Raw genomic sequence first — 20,276 nt, forward strand, 5'->3', positions numbered from 1 at the left:
GGTTGGCCAAGGCCGAGATTGACAGAGCCGTCCGGTTTCGACCGGACGGTTTTTTGCTGTCAGAGGATACGCGCGCGTTTCAACACGAACCAGGCGAGCACGACCGAGATGACGATGAAGATGCTGGCCGCCATGGTGCCACCGGTCCCGACCGTGAACGGCAGCTCATCCGTGTTCATGCCAAAAAAGCCGGTTACCAGCGACGGTGGCAGCAGGAACGCCGTCATCAGCGACAGTATATAGAGATGCCGGTTGGTTTCAGACGAGAGTTTTGAATCGATTTCTTCGTGAAGCAGCCTTGCGCGCTCCTGCAGGGCATAGACGTCATGATCGACAGCCTCGAGGCGCCCCATCAGCCGTGAGGCGACATCCTCGAAACCGTCAGGCATCTCGTCGTCATCCGCTGCCGAAGCCCGTCGCATCAGGGTGAGGACGGTGCGTAAATGCCGGTGCAGGCGCACCACCGTGCGGCGCAGCGGTGCGAGGCGTCGCCTTTCGTCGCGGGTCTCGCTGTCATAGACCAGATCCTCGATGGCGTTCAGTTCTTCCGTCGTCTCCATGACCAGATTGATCAGCGAGCGCTGGAATTCGGCGACAAGGCCTTCGAAGACGTGGGAAGGTGTGAGATAGCGGTTGGAGTTCTTGTCGACCGCCGCCTTTAGCCGGTCTACCGAATGCAGCGGCTGAAGGCGGGTGGTGATGATGAAACGGTCGCTCACCGCAAAATGCAGCCAGCCGAAATCGCGCGTTTCCTTGTCGAATTCCCGTTGGAAATCGACCAGGGTGCCGTAGAGCGATTTTTCGTCGACAACAATGGACGGATGCGTTTCGTGGGTGGTGAGGCTTGCCCGTGCTGCCGGATCGAGACCCTCAACCGTCTCCAGAAAACCCGCCACGCGCTGATCGGCGAGATTGAGATGCAGCCAGAAGAACCCGTCGCGTCCCGCCATCTCGTCAAAGCCGGCATCGGGCGCCAGCCTGCGGCATGGGGCCTTCCCGGGTTGAACTTGATAGGCCCACACGAGGCCGGGAATGGTGGGCGTTATGAGGTCCATCGTGGCAGTCCTGACCGGCGGGATGGGAGGAGAGGGGTGCCCGTCGCACCGGGAGGAGGCGAAAGGAGCGCGTCAGGGCACCGTCAACATGCTGAGCAAATTCATATGACAGTTTTATAACAAGCCCGTCGAAATACCGGGAATTTTCAAATTGACGTTTACGTAAAAATCATTTAGCCCGAAGGCAGTAGCAGGATACAAGAGCTTCGGGAGGAGGCAGCATGTATAGCGCGCCGGTGGATGATATCGCCTTTACACTCAAACATGTAGCGGGTCTCGGAGACGCGCTTTCCAGGGGTGTGCTGGGAGATCTGAGTGAAGATCTCGTAGATGCCATTCTGGAGGAAGCCGGACGTTTCGCCACCGGAGAGGTCGCGCCGCTCGCCGAAATCGGGGACCGTCAGGGCGCAAAACTTGCCGATGGCAAGGTGACGACGCCCGATGGCTGGGCCGATCTTTACCGTCGCTGGGCGGCGGCGGGCTGGAACAGCCTGACTGCCCCGGAAGAATTCGGCGGCCAGAACCTGCCGCATATGCTGAATGTTGCAGCGCTCGAAATGTGGAATTCCGGCTCCATGGCCTTCGCGCTGGCACCGACGCTGACAATGGGCGCGGTGGAAGCCGTCGTTGCCCACGGCAGCAACGATCTCAAGCGAAGCTACCTGCCGAAACTCGTCTCCGGCGAATGGACCGGCACGATGAACCTGACCGAGCCGCATGCGGGTTCCGATCTTGGTGTCCTGAAGACCCGGGCGGAGCGCAATGGTGACGGCACCTACCGCATCTTCGGCCAGAAGATTTTCATCACCTGGGGTGAACACGACGCGGCTGATAATATCATCCACCTCGTTCTCGCCCGTCTTCCGGATGCGCCGGCGGGAACGCGTGGCATTTCGCTGTTCCTCGTGCCAAAATTCCTGCCCGATGAAAACGGCGCGCCGGGCAGCCGCAACGATCTTTTCTGCCACTCTCTCGAACACAAGCTCGGTATTCACGGTTCGCCCACCTGCACCATGATCTTCGGTGACGGCAAATTTGGTGACGAAAAGGGTGCGCTCGGCTGGCTGGTCGGCGAGGAGAACAAGGGCCTCGCCTGCATGTTCACCATGATGAACAACGCCCGCCTTGCCGTTGGCATGCAGGGCGTGGCGATCTGTGAGGCGGCGACCCAGAAGGCGATCGAATACGCGAGGGAACGCACGCAGGGCAAGGCGCCCGGCTGGCAGGGTTCGGGCATGAGCCCGATCATCGAACATCCCGATATCGTGAGAACCCTTCTGACAATGAAGGCGCTGACGCAAGGATCACGGGCGATTTCCTTCAGCTGCGCGCACGCCATCGACATGGCGCATGCGACTGAAGACGCCCGGCAGCGCGCTCACTGGCAGGAGCGCGCTGCCCTTCTGACACCGATCGCCAAGTCCTTTTCCACCGATGCCGGTGTCGATGTCGCATCCATGGGCATTCAGGTGCATGGCGGCATGGGCTTTATCGAGGAAACCGGCGCGGCGCGTTATCTGCGTGATGCCCGCATCGCGCCGATCTACGAGGGCACCAACGGCATTCAGGCCATCGATCTGGTCCTGCGCAAGTTGCCGCTCTCCGAGGGCGCGCAGGTACGCGGTTTCATCGCCGAACTGCGTGAGATCGCCGCCCGCACGGCTGCATCGAACCGTGACGATCTCGGAGAGACCGCCCGTTATCTCGATGCCAGCCTCACCGATCTGGAAACGGCAACCGACTGGCTGCTCTCCCGCATCAAGGCGGGCGAAACCGAGATGGCACTTGCGGGCGCCACGCCGTATCAGCGTCTCTTCGGTCTTGCCTTGACGGGCGCTTATCTCGCCAAGGGCGCATTGGTCTCTGTCGATGATGGCAGAGGCGGGCATCGTGCCGCGCTTTGCCGTTTCGCGGCGGAAAACCTGCTGGCGGAAACGGCGGCGCTGAAGGACCGCATTGTGTCAGGCGCGGCAAGCCTTGCCGCCGCCCGTACTGTTTTGGCTTGAGGAGCTTCAGATGTCGGACGACCATATTCTTGTCGCGCGTGTTGGCCATGCGCCTGACGTTCTGACCATCCGCTTCAACCGACCGGAAAAGAAAAACGCCATCACCGATGCCATGTATCTGCGCATGGCCGAGACGTTGCACGCCGCCAATACGGATCCGGACATCCGCGTCGTTGCCTTTCTCGGCACGGAAGGCTGCTTTTCCGCCGGCAACGACATGGCTGATTTTCTCGCCTTCGCCATGTCAGGTGGAAAGGGCAAGCTCGCTGCCCTCGAACTTCTGAAAGCGCTGGTCGCCTTCGAAAAACCGCTGGTATCCGGTGTCGATGGGCTCGCCATCGGCATCGGCACCACGCTGAACCTGCATTGCGACCTGACGGTCGCTTCCAGCCGCAGCCTGTTCAAGACGCCCTTCGTGGATCTCGCATTGGTGCCGGAAGCGGCCTCCAGCCTGCTCGTGCCAAGGCTCATCGGCCACCAGCGCGCCTTTGCGCTGCTCGTCATGGGTGAGGGTTTTTCCGCCGAGCAGGCATTGCAGGCCGGGCTGATCTGGAAAGTCGTTGCCCCGGAACATGTCGAAGCCGAAACGCTGGCGCTTGCCACCCGCCTTGCCGCCAAACCGCAGCAGGCGCTGAAGATCGCTCGCGATCTGGTCCGCGGCAACCCGGCCGATATTCTCGCCCGCATCGAAGAGGAAGGTCGTCATTTCATCGCGCAGCTGCAAAGCGCCGAAGCGCGCGCCGCCTTCGAGGCATTCATGCGTCGTTAAGTGTGCGGGCAGGAATTCCTTGCGATTAAGAAACCGGGCAATATGGCTTGGGTTAGATAACGCACCGTCATTGTCCGAAGGCCACCACATGCGTCACTTCGTTTTCGCCCTGACTGTCTTCCTATCCGCCGCGACGATTGCTGAAGCGGCGGCGATGACACGCGCTCCAGCGGCTTCCACCAACGATGTCATTCTGGCGCAGTCCACGGACGACGATAGTCCGAACTTCTATTCCGGCAATAACCGCGACCGCCAGCGCCGCGCGCGTTTCGTCTGCGTCATCACCCCCCCGGACAGCGCCAACCGCCGTCGGCCCTATATCTGCCCGCTGGAGCGCGGCCGTGTGGGCGGTGCCTGCCGCTGCTCGGGCGTGGTGGGCAACGGCACGGTCGATACGGCCTGGTAAGACTCCCAGGCTTCATCTCCACTCTCATTCCTGTGACAAGCACAGGAATGAGGGCTGTTGGGATTGCGGGCATATGAATCGTTGCGTTGCCTCAGCGTCGCTGAGCGGCTCTCCGCCCGGATTGCTTATTTCTCCAGTGTCGCCACGGCTTCCACATGCGGCGACCACAGGAACTGGTCAACCGGCGTGACGCGGGTGATGCGATAGCCGCCCTCGGTCAGGATGGCGAGATCGCGTGCCAGTGTCAGCGGGTTGCAGCTCACGGCCACGATCTTCTTTACCGTGCTGCGTGCCAGTTCCTTGCACTGGAATTCCGCGCCCGCGCGTGGCGGATCGAAGACGACGGCGTCGTAATTCTTGAGCTCGCTTGTCATCAGGGGGCGGCGGAAGAGATCGCGCTTCTCGACGCTGACCGGCTTCAGGCCCTGCGTGTTGCGGGCGGCGAAATCCAGCGCCTTCAGCGGCTTGTCTTCCGCCTCCACCGCATGCACCTTGCCAACGCGCGCAAGCCGCAGCGCAAATGTGCCGGAGCCGCAGAAGAGATCGGCAATGCGTTTGGACTTGCCGACATGGGCAAGCACCAGCTCCGCCATGGCGTCCTCCGCCTGCTTCGTCGCCTGCGTGAAGCTGCCGGCCGGGGGCGATACCGCCACCCTGCCAAACTCGATGATCGGCTTCTGGGGCTCGATCAATATTTCACCCGACAGTGAAACACGCGCAATGCCGCGCATGGCAAGAACCGTTTCCGTGAGCGTGCGGCGCTGCTTGTCGCTGACCGACTTAATGCCGTCGACGGAAATATCGAGGCCGGAAAGGGTCTCCAGCACCGTCATCCGGAAGGGTTCCGCATTCGCCACCATTGAAAGTCCGATGGCGCGGATGGCATCCAGTCGCGAGACGATGCCGGGCGAGGTGACGGGACATTCCTCAATGGCGACGATGTGGTGGCTGTTCGCCTGGCTGAAGCCGAGCAGCAGGCCCTTTTCCGTCTTACGGGCCGCGAACACCGCACGGCGGCGCTCGCCAGGGTGACAGATGACGAGATTATCCACATCGGGCGTCAAGCCCTTCGATTTCAGTGCCGAGATCACCAGTTCCCGCTTGTATGCATGGTAAGGCTCGTCGGCGAGATGTTGCAGCGAACAGCCGCCGCAGGTGCCATTCTTGCCCTCCGGGCCGAAATGGCGGCAGGCGGGTGTACGGCGCTCGGGTGAGGCTTCCGTAATCGACATGACGGTGCCGTGATCCTTCACCTTGGCGATGGCGACCGTCTCGCCGGGCAACGCGAAAGGCACATAGACCGGGCCGTCGGGACAGTGCGCAATGCCATCGCCCTGGGCGCCGAGGCTCTTGATGGTGACGGTTTGTGTGCTCATGGCTTTTCGCCTCCGAGAAGAAATTCGACATTGCCGTCACCGCCGGAAATCGGCGAGGGAATGAGGCCGAGACTTTTCCAGCCCATCTCCTCCGTCAGCCAGCGCTCCAGTTCGGCCGCCACTGCGGGCGCGGTTTCGGGTTCCTTCAGAAGCCCGGCCTTGCTGATGGCGTCACGCCCTGCCTCGAATTGCGGTTTCACCAACAGGACAGCACGAGCACCCGGCTCAGCAAGATCGAGCGCCGGGGCGAGCGCGAGCTTCAGCGAAATGAAGGACACGTCGGAGACAATGAAGCCGATGGGCTGGTCATCGATATCGTCCGCCGTCAGGAAGCGGGCATTCAGCCCCTCCAGATTGGTGACGCGCGGATCGTTTGCGATCCTTGCATGCATCTGCCCGTGGCCGACATCGATGGCGATGACGTGGCTGGCGCCCCGTTCCAACAGCACCTCGGTAAAACCGCCTGTGGAAGCGCCGACGTCAAGACATTGATGGCCGGAAGGATCGAGCCCGAAATGATCGAGTGCGGCCACGAGTTTCAGAGCTGCGCGGGAAACATAGGCCTGCGCTGGATCGCTGATGGCGATCTCGGCATTGCCGGCGACGGTCTGGCTCGGTTTGGTGACGGTCTTGCCGTTGACGCTCACGGTGCCGCGCGCAATCGCGTCGCGCGCACGCGAGCGACTGGCGAAGTGGCCGAGCGACACGAGAAGCTGGTCAAGCCGTTCATTTTCAGGTGTTTTGGACATGATCCCGTGTCAATGACTGCCAAACTCCGCCGATGCAAGCGATTTATCGCGATGCGGAGCCGACAGCGCCTGAGCCACGGCCTTATGAGGCTTTTGCGCCGCAAAATCAGCATATCAGATTAATCCAATATAAAGGCTTGTATTGCAGGGTGTGCCAAGGCCCGTGCGGCCGGTCGGAACCCGCCATGATGGCATCTTCTCCCATTTCTGAAATTGCGGCCGTTGCAGCGCAGACGCTTGCTCCGAGGCATCGGGTCGCCGAGAGAGTTTGCGATGTCGCTGAAAAATCTCCCCATTAATCTGAAGCTCATAGCCACCTTCTGTGCCTTGATGGGCGTGTGCCTGCTCGCTTCCGCGGTCGTATTCTGGCAGACGCTGGGGAGCGAGCGTGTCACGATTGAAAACAACCGCACCAAGGATATCATCCAAGCCGTGGATGGCGCGACGGCAGCCATGCTGGAACAGGCCGTCAATCAGCGCGGCTTCCTGCTGTTTCGCAGTGACAGCACCTATAATGACGTGTTCGCCCAGCGCGATATCATGCTGAAGAAGCTTGATGCAGCGCGCGCCCTTGCTGCCGGCCAGCCGGACATCCTGAAATCCATCGACGACATGCAGAAATCCGCCACCGTGTTCTTCAAGGAACTGGCGGAACCGCAGATCGCCGCACGCAAAACGACCGAAGCGCCGATTTCCGAAATCATCGAAATCGGCCGTAATCAGGCCAAGGGCCAGCTTGACGGCTTCCGTGCCTCGGCCGCCAAGATCAAGGAACAGCTGAATGGCCTGTCCACCGCTTACGCTGCAGAACAGCAGGCCGCTGCCCGCAAGCTGGAATATGCCCTTCTCGGCGGTGGCGCCGTCGCCGGCCTTCTCGCCGTGATCCTGATCTGGGCGCTTTCGCGCTCCATCGTTACGCCCATCGTCGGCATGACGGCGGCGATGAGCCGGCTTGCCGATGGCGATCTGACGACGGAAGTTCCGGCCACGGATCGTGGCGACGAAGTCGGCAAGATGGCAAAGGCTGTAATGGTCTTCAAGGAAGCCGGGCTTGAAAAAGCCCGCCTTGCCGGTGAGACCGATCGCATGCGCTCCGCGACGGAAGCAGAACGTCGCCGCACCGAGGAAGAAAAAGCCAGGGACGAAGCCGCCAGCGCTTTTGCCAGCGCCGAGCTTGGCAAGGGCCTTGCGGCTCTCGCGGATGGCGATCTTTCCTATCGCATTGAAACGCCTTTTGCGCCTGCGATTGATCCGGTTCGTGTGAATTTCAACAGCGCCGTCGAAAAACTCCAGCAGGCATTGCGCACGGTCGGCGAGAACGCGGCCGCCATCAATGCCGGCGCTTCGGAAATGCTCTCCGCCGCCGACGACCTGTCGCGCCGCACCGAACAGCAGGCGGCCTCCATCGAAGAGACCGCTGCGGCGCTCGAAGAAGTCACCACCACCGTGCGTGATAGCGCCCGTGGTGCGGAAGATGCCGGCAATCTGGTCCAGCGCGCCCGCGCCGGTGCGGAAAAGTCGGGTGTTGTGGTCCGCAAGGCGGTTGCCGCGATGCGCGAGATCGAGAAGTCCTCGGGCGAAATCGGCAACATCATCGGCGTCATCGACGATATCGCTTTCCAGACCAACCTCCTGGCGCTGAATGCCGGTGTGGAAGCCGCCCGTGCCGGTGATGCCGGCAAGGGCTTTGCGGTGGTCGCGCAGGAAGTCCGCGAACTTGCCCAGCGTTCGGCCAATGCCGCCAAGGAAATCAAGACCTTGATCAGCGCTTCCAGCCAGCAGGTGGAAAACGGCGTCAATCTCGTCGATGAAACCGGTAAGGCGCTGGAACTCATCGTCTCGGAAGTCGAAGAGATCAACGCCCATGTCAGCGCCATCGTTGTCGCTGCCCGCGAACAGGCCACCGGCCTGCAGGAAATCAACACGGCCGTGAACACCATGGATCAGGGCACGCAGCAGAACGCCGCCATGGTGGAGCAGCAGACCGCCGCCAGCCATTCGCTGGCCCGCGAAGCGGAAGCGCTGAACAGCCTGCTTGGCCAGTTCAGGATGGGCGGCGCACGCACCGCCGTTGCGAGCGCCGGCGGATATTCCGCTCCGCGCCCATCTTCGGCCAAGCCTGCCTTCCAGCCTGCGCCGGCCGCGCCGATCCGCAAGGCTCCGGTAAAATCGGCCTCTGCAACAGCAAGGCCTGTCGCATCGCCGGCCCGTGCACTCGGCCAGAGCCTTGCCCGCGCCTTCGGTGGTGCTGCCGAAGCGCCGGCCGCGAAGGATCAGGACTGGACGGAGTTTTGAGCGGGGCTTCAGATTGAACCTACGGATCGGGGGCCGAAAGGCCCCCTTTTTGCGTCGGCATTTTTAAATGGGAGGCCGCCTAGGCGCGCTGTAGCCGGAACATCCGTGCAAAAAAAAGCTCATCCGACAGGCGGTGGAGCAGGGCGGCAATGACGGCGGTTGCGGCAATGGCGAAAACGAGACGTCCGGCGAGAACCCCATAGACATCCGCACCCAGCGACATGACCACAAGCGTGTCTTCAATCACGCTATGGGCAAAACCCATGAAGACGCAGGACAGAAATACCTGCCGCGGTGATATCGTCCCCGATTGCGCCTCGCGGATCAGGAAACCCGCGCCGTAGGAAATGCCGAGGAACAACCCGATGGCAGTGAGATGCTCGGCTTCGCCGCGAATGCCTGCAAGACGCAGCAGGGGCGAGAGCGCTTTCATCATCAGCGCGAGCAGGCCGGTCAGCCTGAGAATTTCAAGGCAAAGGGAAAGGGCAAGGAGGATGGCGAGCATCCAGGCCATGGTTTCACCGAGACCGAGGAAATAGGCGGACCATTCAGGCGTGGCGCTCATCGCAATCCAGGCCGGGCTCGCCGGTCCCGACAACCAGCCGGTCGATTCCAGAAGCTGGTGCAGGAGAAAGGCATAAAGCAATCCGCCGCCGACGCGCAGCCCCGTCGTGACGATCATGCCGGGGCCCGCCTTTTCGATGATTTTCTGTTCGATTGGCAGGCCATGGGCGAACAGGATGAGCGCCGAAAAAACGGTAATATCAGCCACGGTCAGTGAAGACGCGGGAACCAGCGTGAAGATGAGCGGCACGGCACCCCATATGCCGACCAGCATCGCGGTCAGCCAGGCAAGGCCAAGTTCAGGCGGCAGGCCGATGAGGTTCATGACCGGCGCAAAGGCAGGCGCCACCGCCTCGATCGCCCCCATCCTTGATAGCAGCTCGGTCAGTATGGCGATCGGGACCGTGATCCGCACCAGCACCCAGTAGATTGCAAGCGTTTCCCGCGTTTTTTGCCAGACGGTCTGTAGAACCGACATATCAAGGCTCCCCTGAAAGTTGTTTCCATCCACTACTCCAGGCCGGTTCGCATTTGCGGTCAGAGATTGCAGTTTCATGCAATTTTATTGCAAAGATGGCGGCGGGCGATATGCTGCCTGCATGGACAGGATCGACCGGAAACTTCTGAACCTTTTGCAGAACGATGCCTCGCGCACCAATGTGGATATGGCTGATGAAGTCGGGCTGTCGCCGTCCAGTTGCCTGCGCCGCCTGCAGCGGCTGCGCAAGTCGGGCGTGATCGACCGCATCGTGGCGATCCTCAACCCGGCAAAGGCGGGACGCGTGCTCAAGGCTCTGGTGACGGTGGAGCTGAAACTGCACGGTGAGCAGCAGATGCGCCGCTTTCTGGCTATTGCCTGCGCGGAGGAGGCGGTGTCGCAGGCCTATGCCGTCACCGGCGCAAGCGATGTCGTACTGATGTTACGCCTGCGGGATATGGAAGAATTCGACGCCCTGTGCGACCGCTTGTTCCGCGATCAGCACAATGTGGCACGCTTTTTCACAATGGTCGTCATCAAGACGGCGAAAGAAGAAACGGCCATCAAGCTTTGAAACTGATAATATGGCCTTCTGGGGAGGCATTTGATCCTCCCCTTCAACCCAAGGAAAGCGTCTGGCTTTCGGGAAGGCAGTTTACAGATGGCGCCTCGCGTTAAGTTAAGGCTCCTTGAGGGCACCTACGGAGTGGCCCGGCTTTCTGCCGATGCATCCATTCCAGCCTGGGCCGATGGCACAGGTTTTCTCAGCATCAGCCGGACTGATGATGAGCTTTCCGTCGTTTGCCGTCAGGAGCGTATCCCTCATGATGTTAAGGCCGACACCGGCTGGAACTGTCTCAAACTTCAGGGCCCGTTCGCCTTTGATGAGACCGGCATCGTGCTTTCGGTGATCGAACCGCTATCGACCAACGACATCGGGATATTCGTGGTTTCCACTTTCGATGGCGATCACCTGCTGGTCAAATCGAAAGATCTGGAGAAAACGTTTGAGCTGCTGGCAAATGCAGGGCACTCATGCATCTAAGCTCCGTGAGCGTGATCCGCCCGCATGGGATGCCAGACGGAAATATCGCGCGGCGCGTCCAGAAGCTCGGGCAGGGCATCGTGCCATGCCTGCCGATAGGGCCGGTGGATCTGAACGTCGATGACGTCCTGATGGTCAGTCCAGGTCTCATGCAGCAGGAACCGGTTCTCGTTTTCGCCATCCCGGTTCAGGGTTGCGTTCACGAAGGTCTTTTCGTGCCGCATGGCGTCGAGCAGCGCATTCAGCAATTCCAGAAAACGTTCGCGCTGGGCTGGACGGACCTGAAAGCCGATAAGATAGGTGGTGTGCACGGGTCTTACTCCTTGGCGCCTTGCATCAGTGCGTTGCGGGTTGCCGCGTCGGCGGGATAAAAACACTCCAGCACGAGTTCGGAGAGCGTGACGTCCGTCGCCGTCCCGAAAACCGTGGTGGTTGAAATGAAGCTCAATATGCCGCCCGAAGATGGATCGCGAAGCTGGAGCGGTATGGCCAGAGGGTCGGCCCCGGTGGAATGCGGGGCGACCTTTGGCGCGGGATAGGCCGCAAGCTCCGTATGCAGCCGAGAAAGCACTTCGTCTCCGGTTTCCTCGACCTGACGGCGCAGGCGTTCCAGCAGGTGATGGCGCCATTCGGCCAGATTGACGATGCGTGAACTCAGACCCAGCGGATGCAGGCTCAGCCTCAAGGCGTTGAGCGGCGGGTAAAGCAGCTCTTCTGAAACGCCGGCCAGAAGCGACGTGATCGCCCCATTGGCGAGAACGACATTCCAGTGCCGGTCGACGGCAAGAGCGGGGAATGGCATATGCCCATGCACCACCGTTTCGACGGCTTGTCGGGCGGCTGCCATATCAGGTGCATCCAGTGATCGTTCGGAATGAACGGGTGCATAACCTGCAGCCAGCATCAGCCGGTTAGCGGCGCGGGCCGGCATCGAAAGCTGCTCCGCCAGCCTCACCAGCATGTCGCGGCTGGGCGATGATCGCCCGCTTTCAACGAAGCTCAGATGGCGTGCTGATATTTCAGCCTCCACCGCCAGATCCAGCTGGCTCAATCTGCGGCGGGCTCGCCATTCCTTCAGCACCTGGCCGACATGTTCTCGATGATGTGTCATGCCCCGCAGCCTAGCAGAAGATATCGCCGATGCGATTACCTCGGAGGTAATTGTTCCGCTTCCCGACCCCCGGCATGTTTGGGCCGTCAACCACAAGGAGCACAATCATGACGCAGCATCTCGCAATCGCCGAAACCTATCTCGCAGCCTGGAATGAGGAAGACAATGAACGCCGCAGGCACCTCATCGGTCAGGCATGGGCAGAAAATACGCGCTACGTCGATCCGCTGATGCAGGGCGAAGGCCAGCAGGGGATTGCCGCCATGATCGAGGCGGCGCGGCAGAAATTTCCGGGATATCGTTTCGTTCTTGCCGGCACCCCGGACGGACACGGCAAATTCACCCGTTTCTCCTGGCGCCTTATCTCGCCTGACGGGGACGATGTGGCTGGTGGCACCGATGTCGTGAGCCACGATGCCGAGGGCCGGATCGAAAATGTCGTTGGTTTTCTCGACGGCGCGGCATCCTGAGGTAAAGGCGGGATAGTCCCGACTCCTGTCCCGGCAGTTTTGTCAGCCGGCGAAACCGACTCCGGCCTGACGCTGGCCGAGCGCATTGAACACCGTGGAAATGATGCCGGCCCGGTCGAGGCCGGCATTGGCATACATGGTCTCTGGCTTGGCCTGTTCCACCCACTGGTCGGGCAGTGTGAGTGTCCGCACCTTGGGGCCGTGATCGAGCAGGCCGGCGCTTGCCATGAAATGCAGCACATGTGCGCCAAAACCGCCGACCGAGCCTTCTTCTATCGTCACCAGAACCTCGTGATGGGCGGCAAGCTGTCGGATGAGATCGAGATCGAGCGGCTTGGCGAAGCGCGCATCGGCAACCGTGGTGGAAAGGCCGGCGGCGTCCAGGTCTTCGGCCGCCGCCAGGCATTCCGCAAGGCGGGTTCCGAAGGAAAGCAGGGCAACCTTCGTGCCTTCCTTGATGATGCGACCCTTGCCGATCTGAAGAATCTCCCCACGTGCGGGCATCTCGACGCCGACACCTTCTCCGCGCGGATAACGGAAGGAAATCGGGCCTTCGTCATAGGCCGCCGCCGTGCGGACCATGTGTTTCAGCTCCGCCTCATCCGAGGCCGCCATAACTACCATGCCGGGGAGGGTGGCGAGGAAAGTCGTGTCGAAGGAGCCGGCATGGGTCGGCCCGTCGGCACCGACAAAACCGGCGCGGTCGATCGGGAAACGCACGGGCAGGCTCTGGATCGCCACATCATGCACCAGCTGGTCGTAACCGCGTTGCAGGAAGGTGGAATAAAGCGCGCAGAACGGCTTGTAACCGTCAGCCGCAAGCCCCGCCGCAAAGGTGACGGCATGCTGTTCGGCAATGCCGACATCGAAGGTGCGCGCCGGGAACAGCTCGGCCATCTTGTCGAGGCCGGTACCGTTGGGCATCGCGGCCGTCACACCGATGATTTTCTCATCGAGCGTGGCTTCCTGGATCAGCGCCTCGGCAAAGACGCTGGTATAGCTCGGCGCATTCGGCTTGGCTTTCGCCTGCGCGCCGGTGATGACGTCGAACTTGTTGACGCCGTGATATTTGTCGGCTGCGGCTTCCGCCGGCGCATAACCCTTGCCCTTCTGCGTCACCACATGGATGAGGACAGGGCCTTTCTGGTTGTCGCGCACATTGCGCAGCACCGGCAAAAGGTGGTCGAAGGAGTGACCGTCGATCGGGCCGATGTGATAGAAACCAAGCTCCTCGAACAGCGTGCCGCCGGTCACATAACCGCGCGCATGCGTCACGGCGCGGGTAATGGCGCGGTCGATCGTCTTGCCGAGATACGCCGTCAGCTTCTTGCCGAAATCGCGAAAACCCATATAGGTGCGGCCGGAGGCGAGACGCGCCAGATAGGCGCTCATCGCGCCCGTCGGCGGCGCGATCGACATGTCGTTGTCGTTGAGGATGACGATCAGTCGTGCATCGAGCGCGCCGGCATTGTTCAGTGCCTCAAACGCCATGCCGGCAGACATGGAACCGTCACCGATGACAGCAATGACCTTGCGGTCGCTGCCATCCAAGCCCGCCGCCACCGCCATGCCGAGACCGGCGGAAATGGAGGTGGAAGAATGGCCGGCGCCGAAATCATCATATTCGCTTTCCGCACGGCGGGTGAAACCGGAAAGGCCACCTTCCTGCCGCAGCGTTCGGATGCGATCACGCCGGCCGGTCAGGATCTTGTGCGGATAACATTGGTGTCCGACATCGAAGATCAGCCGGTCTTCGGGCGTGTTGAAGACCTTGTGGATGGCAATCGTCAGTTCCACCACGCCAAGGCCGGCACCCAGATGCCCACCGGTTTTCGACACGGCGTCAATCATCTCGTCGCGCAGTTCCCTTGCCAGTTCCGGCAAGTCGCGATCATCGATCTCCTTGAGATCGGAGGGAAAATTCACCCGGTCAAGCAATGGTGTCTGTGGCATTCCGGTCAATCGTTCGGCCTTTTCTGGTGGTCCCCGCGCGGCGCGTGAGAACGTCTTTCATCGCGAAAGCCGCCGGGTGAACCATGCATGTCGTATACTTCTATAGAATTTCAACCTTCCGGCAAAGGGACAAACTCTTCTTCGTCGCCGGGAACGATGTCGAAGCGTCCCGTTCTCCACTCCTGTTTGGCCTGTTCTATGCGTTCTTTTGATGACGAAACGAAGTTCCACCAGATGTATCGGCGCTCATTCAGCGCTGCCCCGCCAAAGATCATGATGTGACAGCCATTGCTGCCGGCCTGAAGCGTGATGTCGTCACCCGGCCGGAAGACGAGCAGCTGGTCGGCGGCGAAGATATCGCCCGCCACATCCAGCGAGCCGGACAGGATATAGATCGCCCGCTCCTCATGATCGGCGGAAAAGGGAAACTTCGCCCCCGGCTCCAGCGTCAGGTCGACATAAAGCGTATCCGTGAAGGCCGCAACGGGGGAGGTGAGGCCCTCGAATTCACCGATCACTACACGACCCGACGCGCCCTTGATATCGATCAGCGGCATCTCTTCCTTTGCCGTGTGGGCAAAGGCCGGGTCGATTTCCTCCATATGGTCGGGCAGGGCGAGCCAGGTCTGGAGGCCCGACATGGAAAGCGGATGGCCGCGCAGGTTTTCCGGCGTGCGTTCCGAATGCACGATGCCGCGCCCGGCCGTCATCAGGTTGATGTCGCCGGGGCGGATGACAAGCTCGGTGCCGAGACTGTCTCGGTGCTTGATTTCGCCGTCGAACAGATAGGTGACGGTGGAAAGCCCGATATGCGGATGCGGCTTCACATCCAGCGCCTCACCGGCCTTCAGTATCGCCGGACCCATGCGATCGAAAAAGATGAAGGGACCGACAAGCCGCCGCTGCCGCGTCGGTAGCGCGCGCCGCACCGCAAAGCCGCCAATATCGCTGGTGCGGGGGATGATGAGGTTCTCGATGGCGTCGCAGGCAAAGGCATCGCCCGCGACGGGATCGTTACCGGGAAAGAAGGACATGGTCAGCTCCTCGTATCGTCTGGCGGGAGTTTAGCATAACCGAGGGGGAGGGGAGCATCGCGATATCGAACGCAGCGTCAACGATCCTTGTTAACACGACATTGTGAGAACACCTTACGGCCGGGGAAAGTTCTCAAACCTGTCCTCCGTCATCCTCGGGCTTGTCCCGAGGATCTAAACACGTCAAGAAAATCAATGCATTGCAGATCCTCGGGACAAGCCCGAGGATGACGTCGAGCGTTTAAATCGGGAGGTGGCTACCTTATCGAATCCCGTCCGAACGCTCACCCTAAACGCAGTCACTCTCCGTCAAGCGGCTCCACACCCTGCGGCTTGCCGGCGCGGTCGAGACGGATCTTCTCGATGCGCTTTTCGGCAGCGTTCAGCAGCGTTTCGCAATGCTTCTTCAGGGCTTCGCCGCGCTCATAAATGGCGATGGATTCGTCCAGCGCCACGTCGCCGCGTTCCAGACGTGCGACAATGCTTTCCAGCTCGGCGACGGCTTTTTCGAACGAATAACCGCTGACATCGGCTGTGTTGGCATTTTCCGTCATGTTCAACCCTTCATCATTCTCAAAATATGCATGGCTGCCGATTCCGCCAGCCCTTCCAGATCATAACCGCCTTCCAGCAGGCTGACGACCCGGTTCGAAGTGTATTTATCCGCCATCTCCAAGAGCCGGCCCGTCGCCCAGTCGAAATCCTCTCCCACCAGATTGATCTGCGCCAGCGGATCGCGGTGATGCGCGTCGAAACCGGCGGAGATGAGAATGAGATCGGGCGAAAAATCCGCAATCGCCGGCAAAACGCGTGATTTGAATGCCTCGCGGAAATGTTCGCTGCCGGTGTTCGGAGAAAGCGGTGCGTTGACGACGTTGTTCTTCACGCCGGTTTCGTTTTTATCGCCGCTCCACGGATAAAGCGGCATCTGGTGGGTGGAACAGAACAGCACGGATGTGTCGTTCCAGAAGATGTCCTGCGTGCCGTTGCCGTGGTGCACATCCCAGTCGATGATGGCGACGCGCTCGGCACCATGCGCCTTCTGCGCGTGGCGGGCGGCGATCGCCACATTGTTGAAAAGACAGAAGCCCATGGCCTTGGCGGTCTCGGCATGGTGGCCAGGCGGGCGGGCTGCAACGAAGACATTGTCGGCAGCGCCGGTAAAGACATCGTCTACTGCCGCCATTGCAGCGCCGATGCCGCTCAGCGCCGCCTGCAGGCTTTTTTGCGAAACGTAAGTGTCGGCCTCAATGCGGTTGATCTCGCCATCCTCTTCCGGAATCTGTCGCATCACGGCAAGCAGATGCTCTTCCGGATGCGCCAGCAGCACCGCGTCTTCATTGGCCTGAGGCGCTTCTTTGCGATCAAGGCGCTCGAAATTCGGATGTTCGAGCGCGATGTTCAGCGACCGCAGGCGGTCCGGCCGCTCGGGATGGCCGGAAGGCGTGATATGCTCAAGGAAGATCGGATGTTCGTATAAACGCGTCGCCATTCTTTTCCTCCCGAAGAAAGTGTTTTCAGGCGCGCTGCGGCAGCAGCGGATAACCCGCCATGACGGCGCGGCCGGCAAGGGCTGCCAGCACGGCCTTCAGCGCATCACCCGGGATGAAGGCAAGCGAACCCATGAAAGCCTTTTCAAAACCGAGACCGACGACCACCGCCAGGTAGGTGATGCCGAAAGCATAAAGCACGACCACGCCGCCGATCAGGCTGGCGACGAAAAAGCCAACACCCTGCGCCAGAGCGGACTGGCTGCGATTGACGAATTTTTCCGAGAGCGTGCCGGTGACGAAAACGGCTGCGATCCAGCCGATCAGGAAGCCCGTTGTCGGCGTGGTGAAGATCGAAAGACCACCACGTCCGCCCGAAAGCACCGGCAGGCCGATGGCGGCAATCAGGATCGTCAGCAGAACCGCGAGTGTGCCGCGTTTTGCGCCGAGGACGACGCCGGCGAGCATGACGCCGAGCGACTGCGCGGTAATCGGCACCGGAATGAAACCGAGCGTGATCGGCGGCAAAAGCCCGAGCGCGATGATGATGGCGGAAAACAGCGAAATCAGCACAAGGTCGCGGGTCGTCATGGCTCGGAAACTCCGGATGGTTGTCTGGCCGTCAGCTTTGGCCTCTGAAACCGCGCGCGTCAATGGCGTCGGCAATGGCATCGGCATCCTTCAACGTCATAATGACGAGGGGCACGATGATGGTCGCCATCCGCACGGGCAGGCCACGCGCCCGGTGTGCATCGCGCACCGCATGGTAACGGTTGACGATCTCAGGCACGAAGCGCACCACCAGTCCGACTGCAAGCCCGATATCGGCGGCCTTGAGCAGCCCCAGCCTTTCCAGGGGGGAGGTAGCACGTGTAATTTCGTCCATGAACTGCGAAATGCTGACGGTGATGGTGACCGCGGTGGCGAGCAACGCAAGTGCCGTCAGCCGCATAAGATTGACACTGGCATCGTGGGCCGGAAGCAGGAGATAGCTGAAGCCGGCGACGAGGAAGATCGTCAGCATCACCGGCCGCAGCCGCAGGGCGATGTCCTTGAGGGGCAGCCGCGTCGCGCTCAGAACTAGCGCGGCCAGAACCATAGCGCATGCGAGAACCAGCAAGTCACGGGTGAGGAACAATGCAATGCTGAAGCCCATGAGCGTCAGAAGCCTGAGGCGCGGCGAGACGCGGTAAAGCCAGCCGGTGCCCTCGACATGCAGCGATTTCATCGTGACGCAACCTCCAGATAGCACGCCACCGCCTCTTCAGGTGCAGCATCTGCAATAAGCGCACCCTCATGGAAAACCAGCACCCGGTCGAAACCCCGAAGCAACGGCAGATCGTGGGTTATGACAATCAGCGCCTGGGACAGCGCCGCCATGGCTCTTTCCACGATTGCGCGGTTTTTGAGATCAAGCTGGTTGGTTGGCTCATCGAGAATGAGGATTTGCGGTTCGGTCACCAGAAGGGCGGCAAGCGCTGCAAGCTGTAGCTCACCGCCGGAAAGCTCATGCGCGCGCCGGTCTTCCAGCTGCGCGATGCCGAGTCCGGCCAGAACGACCTTCACCCGATTTTCAGTTTCGGCCTTGCCGAGGCCGAGCCGCTTCAGCCCGAAGGCGACATCGTCGCGCACGATCGGAAGGATGATCTGGTTTTGGGGATTCTGGAAGATGAAACCGACCATCTGCAGGATGGCCCTGGCGTCGCTCACGGTGTCGAGACCGTTCACCGAAACCTTGCCCTCGCTTGGCTTGTTCAGCCCGTTGATCAGCCGGGCAAAGGTGGTCTTACCGGAACCATTGAGACCGATTACGCCGATACGCCGTTCCGTCAACGTCAAAGACAGCGGCTGCAGGACCTGCCGGCCCTCGAAAACGACACCGGCGGCATCGAAACGGATTTCCAAACTTACATCCTCGCGCTCGTTTCCGGTTCTATATCCCGTCATCAACAGAAGTGAAACAAGGAACAAAAAAAGAACATTGCATTCGCGAAAAAGCCGTCATACCTTCTGGGCCATGACGATCAAGGTTTCGAACGAAGCAGCAAGGCGGATTTTTCTGGCGCGGCAGGGCCTTTCCTCCCCGCCCGGCAAGGCGCTTTCCAAGGATGGGCTGCTGCAGCTCATCACCGATCTCGGCTTCGTGCAGGTGGACAGCATCGGCACGGTGGAGCGCGCCCATCACCAGATTATTTTCTCCCGCAACCAGACCTACAGGCGCAACCATCTGACCACGCTGCTGGAAAAGGACCACGCCCTTTTCGAGCACTGGACGCATGATGCCTCCATCCTGCCGACGGAATTTTATCCCTATTGGAAACACCGCTTCCGCCGCCGCGAGCCGATCATTCAGGAACGCTGGCGCAAATGGCACGGTGAGGGTTTCGATGCCGCGTTCGGCGAAACGCTGGAGCGCATCGCCGCAACCGGGCCGGTGCTGGCACGGGAGCTTAAAGAGGAGGGACACCAGTCCGGTGGCTGGTGGAACTGGCATCCCTCCAAGACCGCACTCGAATATCTCTGGCACACCGGCAAGCTTGCAATTGCCGGCCGTGTGAACTTCCAGAAGGTCTATGATCTGGCCGAACGGGTCATTCCCGGTGAGCATCACGAGACCGAAGTGGAGCACGCCGAATTCGTCGACTGGGCCTGCCGCGAGGCGCTGAAGCGGCTGGGTTTCGCCACGCATGGCGAAATCGCCGCGTTTTTCGATCTAGTGACGCCGCAGGAGGCGAGAGACTGGGTCAAAAACCATCGCGATGAATTGTGCGAGGTCTCGCTTCTCGCAAGTGACGGCGATACTGCCCGCCAGTCCTATGCCTTTGCCGATTTCACTGCCGACCTGACGGACGTACCGGAACCGTCCTCCCGCGTTCGCGTGCTGAGCCCCTTCGACCCTTTGCTGCGTGACCGAAACCGCACGGAGCGGCTATTCGGCTTTTATTATCGCATCGAGGTCTTCGTGCCGGAGCCGAAGCGGCAATATGGCTATTATGTTTTTCCGCTTCTGGAAGGCGACCGTCTGATCGGTCGCATCGACATGAAGGCGGAGCGCAAAGGCAGCACTCTGGATGTACGCCGCCTGTGGCTCGAGCCCGGCGTGCGCGCTTCGGCCGGGCGGCTGGAAAAGCTCGATGCGGAATTGTCGCGGCTTGCGAAGTTCACAGGGGTCGAGAGCGTGAACTATCTGGAGGGCTGGCGGGAGGACAACTGAGTTTTTCGCACGGATGATTGCGAGAGAGGTGCCCTCGGACTCAAGGTTACCGATCCGTGATACCCCATTGTAGCGCGGCGTTGCGGCATATTTCTTCTCCCCGCAGGGGAGAAGGTGGCCCAAAGGGTCGGATGAGGGGGCAACGGTAGAGATTTACGGAGAGCTAGCCCTCTTATCCCGTTGCCGTGGACTTCTCCCCGGCAGGGAGAAGAAAAATGCTTCACCCGCTCGCCTCACAATTGCGCGGCGAGACCAGGCAAA

21 protein-coding genes are annotated in these 20,276 nt (G+C 60.8%); 8 read left to right on the top strand and 13 right to left on the bottom strand.

Going from position 1 to position 20,276, the window contains the following annotated elements:
• Window positions 1–59: 59 nt before the first annotated feature.
• The gene (locus K7A42_RS05785) at window positions 60–1,055 is read right to left on the bottom strand and encodes a transporter (RefSeq protein WP_282454954.1); all 996 of its coding nucleotides are present in this window, start codon (window positions 1,053–1,055) and stop codon (window positions 60–62) included.
• A 221-nt stretch (window positions 1,056–1,276) separates the two neighbouring features.
• Here K7A42_RS05785 and K7A42_RS05790 point away from each other — a divergent pair, with 221 nt between their 5' ends.
• From K7A42_RS05790 to K7A42_RS05800, 3 genes are all read left to right on the top strand, one after another.
• Window positions 1,277–3,061, top strand: coding sequence for an acyl-CoA dehydrogenase (locus K7A42_RS05790; protein WP_282454955.1), 1,785 nt, complete (start codon window positions 1,277–1,279; stop codon window positions 3,059–3,061).
• A gap of 10 nt (window positions 3,062–3,071) precedes the next feature.
• Window positions 3,072–3,830: a crotonase/enoyl-CoA hydratase family protein gene (locus tag K7A42_RS05795; RefSeq protein WP_282454956.1), complete on the top strand. Its 759-nt coding sequence runs from the start codon at window positions 3,072–3,074 to the stop codon at window positions 3,828–3,830.
• A gap of 88 nt (window positions 3,831–3,918) precedes the next feature.
• Window positions 3,919–4,236 (top strand): hypothetical protein, encoded by a 318-nt coding sequence (locus tag K7A42_RS05800; RefSeq protein WP_282454957.1) that lies wholly within the window; start codon window positions 3,919–3,921, stop codon window positions 4,234–4,236.
• A 125-nt stretch (window positions 4,237–4,361) separates the two neighbouring features.
• Here K7A42_RS05800 and K7A42_RS05805 read toward each other — a convergent pair whose 3' ends face one another.
• Window positions 4,362–5,612: a class I SAM-dependent RNA methyltransferase gene (locus K7A42_RS05805; protein WP_282454958.1), complete on the bottom strand. Its 1,251-nt coding sequence runs from the start codon at window positions 5,610–5,612 to the stop codon at window positions 4,362–4,364.
• Window positions 5,609–6,361 carry a TlyA family RNA methyltransferase gene (locus tag K7A42_RS05810; RefSeq protein WP_282454959.1) on the bottom strand — a complete coding sequence of 251 codons (753 nt, stop codon included), beginning with the start codon at window positions 6,359–6,361 and terminating at the stop codon, window positions 5,609–5,611. Before K7A42_RS05810 ends, K7A42_RS05805 begins: the two co-directional genes overlap by 4 nt.
• 273 nt (window positions 6,362–6,634) lie before the next feature.
• Between K7A42_RS05810 and K7A42_RS05815 the strand changes: the two genes are divergently transcribed.
• Entirely contained in the window at window positions 6,635–8,656 is a 2,022-nt protein-coding gene (locus K7A42_RS05815) for a methyl-accepting chemotaxis protein (protein WP_022555718.1), read from the top strand.
• A gap of 79 nt (window positions 8,657–8,735) precedes the next feature.
• Here the strand turns inward: K7A42_RS05815 and K7A42_RS05820 are convergent, their stop codons facing one another.
• A complete protein-coding gene (locus K7A42_RS05820) occupies window positions 8,736–9,698 on the bottom strand; it encodes a nucleoside recognition domain-containing protein (RefSeq protein WP_077986700.1) in 963 nt (320 codons plus the stop codon).
• Window positions 9,699–9,819: 121 nt separating this feature from the next.
• Here K7A42_RS05820 and K7A42_RS05825 point away from each other — a divergent pair, with 121 nt between their 5' ends.
• Together K7A42_RS05825 and K7A42_RS05830 are read left to right on the top strand one after the other, a co-directional pair.
• A complete protein-coding gene (locus tag K7A42_RS05825; protein ID WP_153776762.1) occupies window positions 9,820–10,272 on the top strand; it encodes an Lrp/AsnC family transcriptional regulator in 453 nt (150 codons plus the stop codon).
• A gap of 87 nt (window positions 10,273–10,359) precedes the next feature.
• Entirely contained in the window at window positions 10,360–10,743 is a 384-nt protein-coding gene (locus K7A42_RS05830; protein WP_037090799.1) for an ACT domain-containing protein, read from the top strand.
• On the opposite strand, the gene K7A42_RS05835 is transcribed toward K7A42_RS05830, so the two are convergent.
• Together K7A42_RS05835 and K7A42_RS05840 are read right to left on the bottom strand one after the other, a co-directional pair.
• Complete coding sequence (locus K7A42_RS05835; RefSeq protein WP_282454960.1) at window positions 10,740–11,054, bottom strand: putative quinol monooxygenase; 315 nt, start codon at window positions 11,052–11,054, stop codon at window positions 10,740–10,742. The two genes, K7A42_RS05830 and K7A42_RS05835, sit on opposite strands and share 4 nt — an antisense overlap.
• Window positions 11,055–11,059: 5 nt before the next feature.
• Entirely contained in the window at window positions 11,060–11,854 is a 795-nt protein-coding gene (locus K7A42_RS05840) for a helix-turn-helix domain-containing protein (RefSeq protein ID WP_282454961.1), read from the bottom strand.
• 107 nt (window positions 11,855–11,961) lie between these two features.
• Between K7A42_RS05840 and K7A42_RS05845 the strand changes: the two genes are divergently transcribed.
• On the top strand, window positions 11,962–12,324 hold the full coding sequence (locus K7A42_RS05845) for a nuclear transport factor 2 family protein (RefSeq protein WP_004440323.1): 363 nt from the start codon (window positions 11,962–11,964) through the stop codon (window positions 12,322–12,324).
• 42 nt (window positions 12,325–12,366) lie between these two features.
• Here the strand turns inward: K7A42_RS05845 and dxs are convergent, their stop codons facing one another.
• From dxs to K7A42_RS05880, 7 genes are all read right to left on the bottom strand, one after another.
• Window positions 12,367–14,286, bottom strand: coding sequence for a 1-deoxy-D-xylulose-5-phosphate synthase (dxs, locus tag K7A42_RS05850; protein WP_037090795.1), 1,920 nt, complete (start codon window positions 14,284–14,286; stop codon window positions 12,367–12,369).
• A gap of 101 nt (window positions 14,287–14,387) precedes the next feature.
• Window positions 14,388–15,311, bottom strand: a complete 924-nt coding sequence (locus tag K7A42_RS05855) for a pirin family protein (RefSeq protein ID WP_035209401.1) — start codon at window positions 15,309–15,311, stop codon at window positions 14,388–14,390.
• A 299-nt stretch (window positions 15,312–15,610) separates the two neighbouring features.
• On the bottom strand, window positions 15,611–15,865 hold the full coding sequence (locus K7A42_RS05860) for an exodeoxyribonuclease VII small subunit (protein ID WP_003503059.1): 255 nt from the start codon (window positions 15,863–15,865) through the stop codon (window positions 15,611–15,613).
• Window positions 15,866–15,867: 2 nt separating this feature from the next.
• A complete protein-coding gene (locus tag K7A42_RS05865) occupies window positions 15,868–16,803 on the bottom strand; it encodes a histone deacetylase family protein (RefSeq protein ID WP_282454962.1) in 936 nt (311 codons plus the stop codon).
• Between the two features lie 25 nt (window positions 16,804–16,828).
• The gene (locus K7A42_RS05870) at window positions 16,829–17,392 is read right to left on the bottom strand and encodes a biotin transporter BioY (protein ID WP_107339384.1); all 564 of its coding nucleotides are present in this window, start codon (window positions 17,390–17,392) and stop codon (window positions 16,829–16,831) included.
• Between the two features lie 31 nt (window positions 17,393–17,423).
• On the bottom strand, window positions 17,424–18,029 hold the full coding sequence (locus tag K7A42_RS05875) for an energy-coupling factor transporter transmembrane component T family protein (RefSeq protein WP_282454963.1): 606 nt from the start codon (window positions 18,027–18,029) through the stop codon (window positions 17,424–17,426).
• The gene (locus tag K7A42_RS05880) at window positions 18,026–18,706 is read right to left on the bottom strand and encodes an energy-coupling factor ABC transporter ATP-binding protein (RefSeq protein ID WP_282454964.1); all 681 of its coding nucleotides are present in this window, start codon (window positions 18,704–18,706) and stop codon (window positions 18,026–18,028) included. Before K7A42_RS05880 ends, K7A42_RS05875 begins: the two co-directional genes overlap by 4 nt.
• Before the next feature lie 112 nt (window positions 18,707–18,818).
• On the opposite strand from K7A42_RS05880, the gene K7A42_RS05885 reads away from it, so the two are divergent.
• Window positions 18,819–20,015 (top strand): winged helix-turn-helix domain-containing protein, encoded by a 1,197-nt coding sequence (locus K7A42_RS05885; RefSeq protein ID WP_282455023.1) that lies wholly within the window; start codon window positions 18,819–18,821, stop codon window positions 20,013–20,015.
• Window positions 20,016–20,276 lie beyond the last annotated feature (261 nt).

Origin of the sequence: Agrobacterium sp. InxBP2, from assembly GCF_026191755.1 — a bacterium.
Classification (GTDB): domain Bacteria; phylum Pseudomonadota; class Alphaproteobacteria; order Rhizobiales; family Rhizobiaceae; genus Agrobacterium; species Agrobacterium pusense.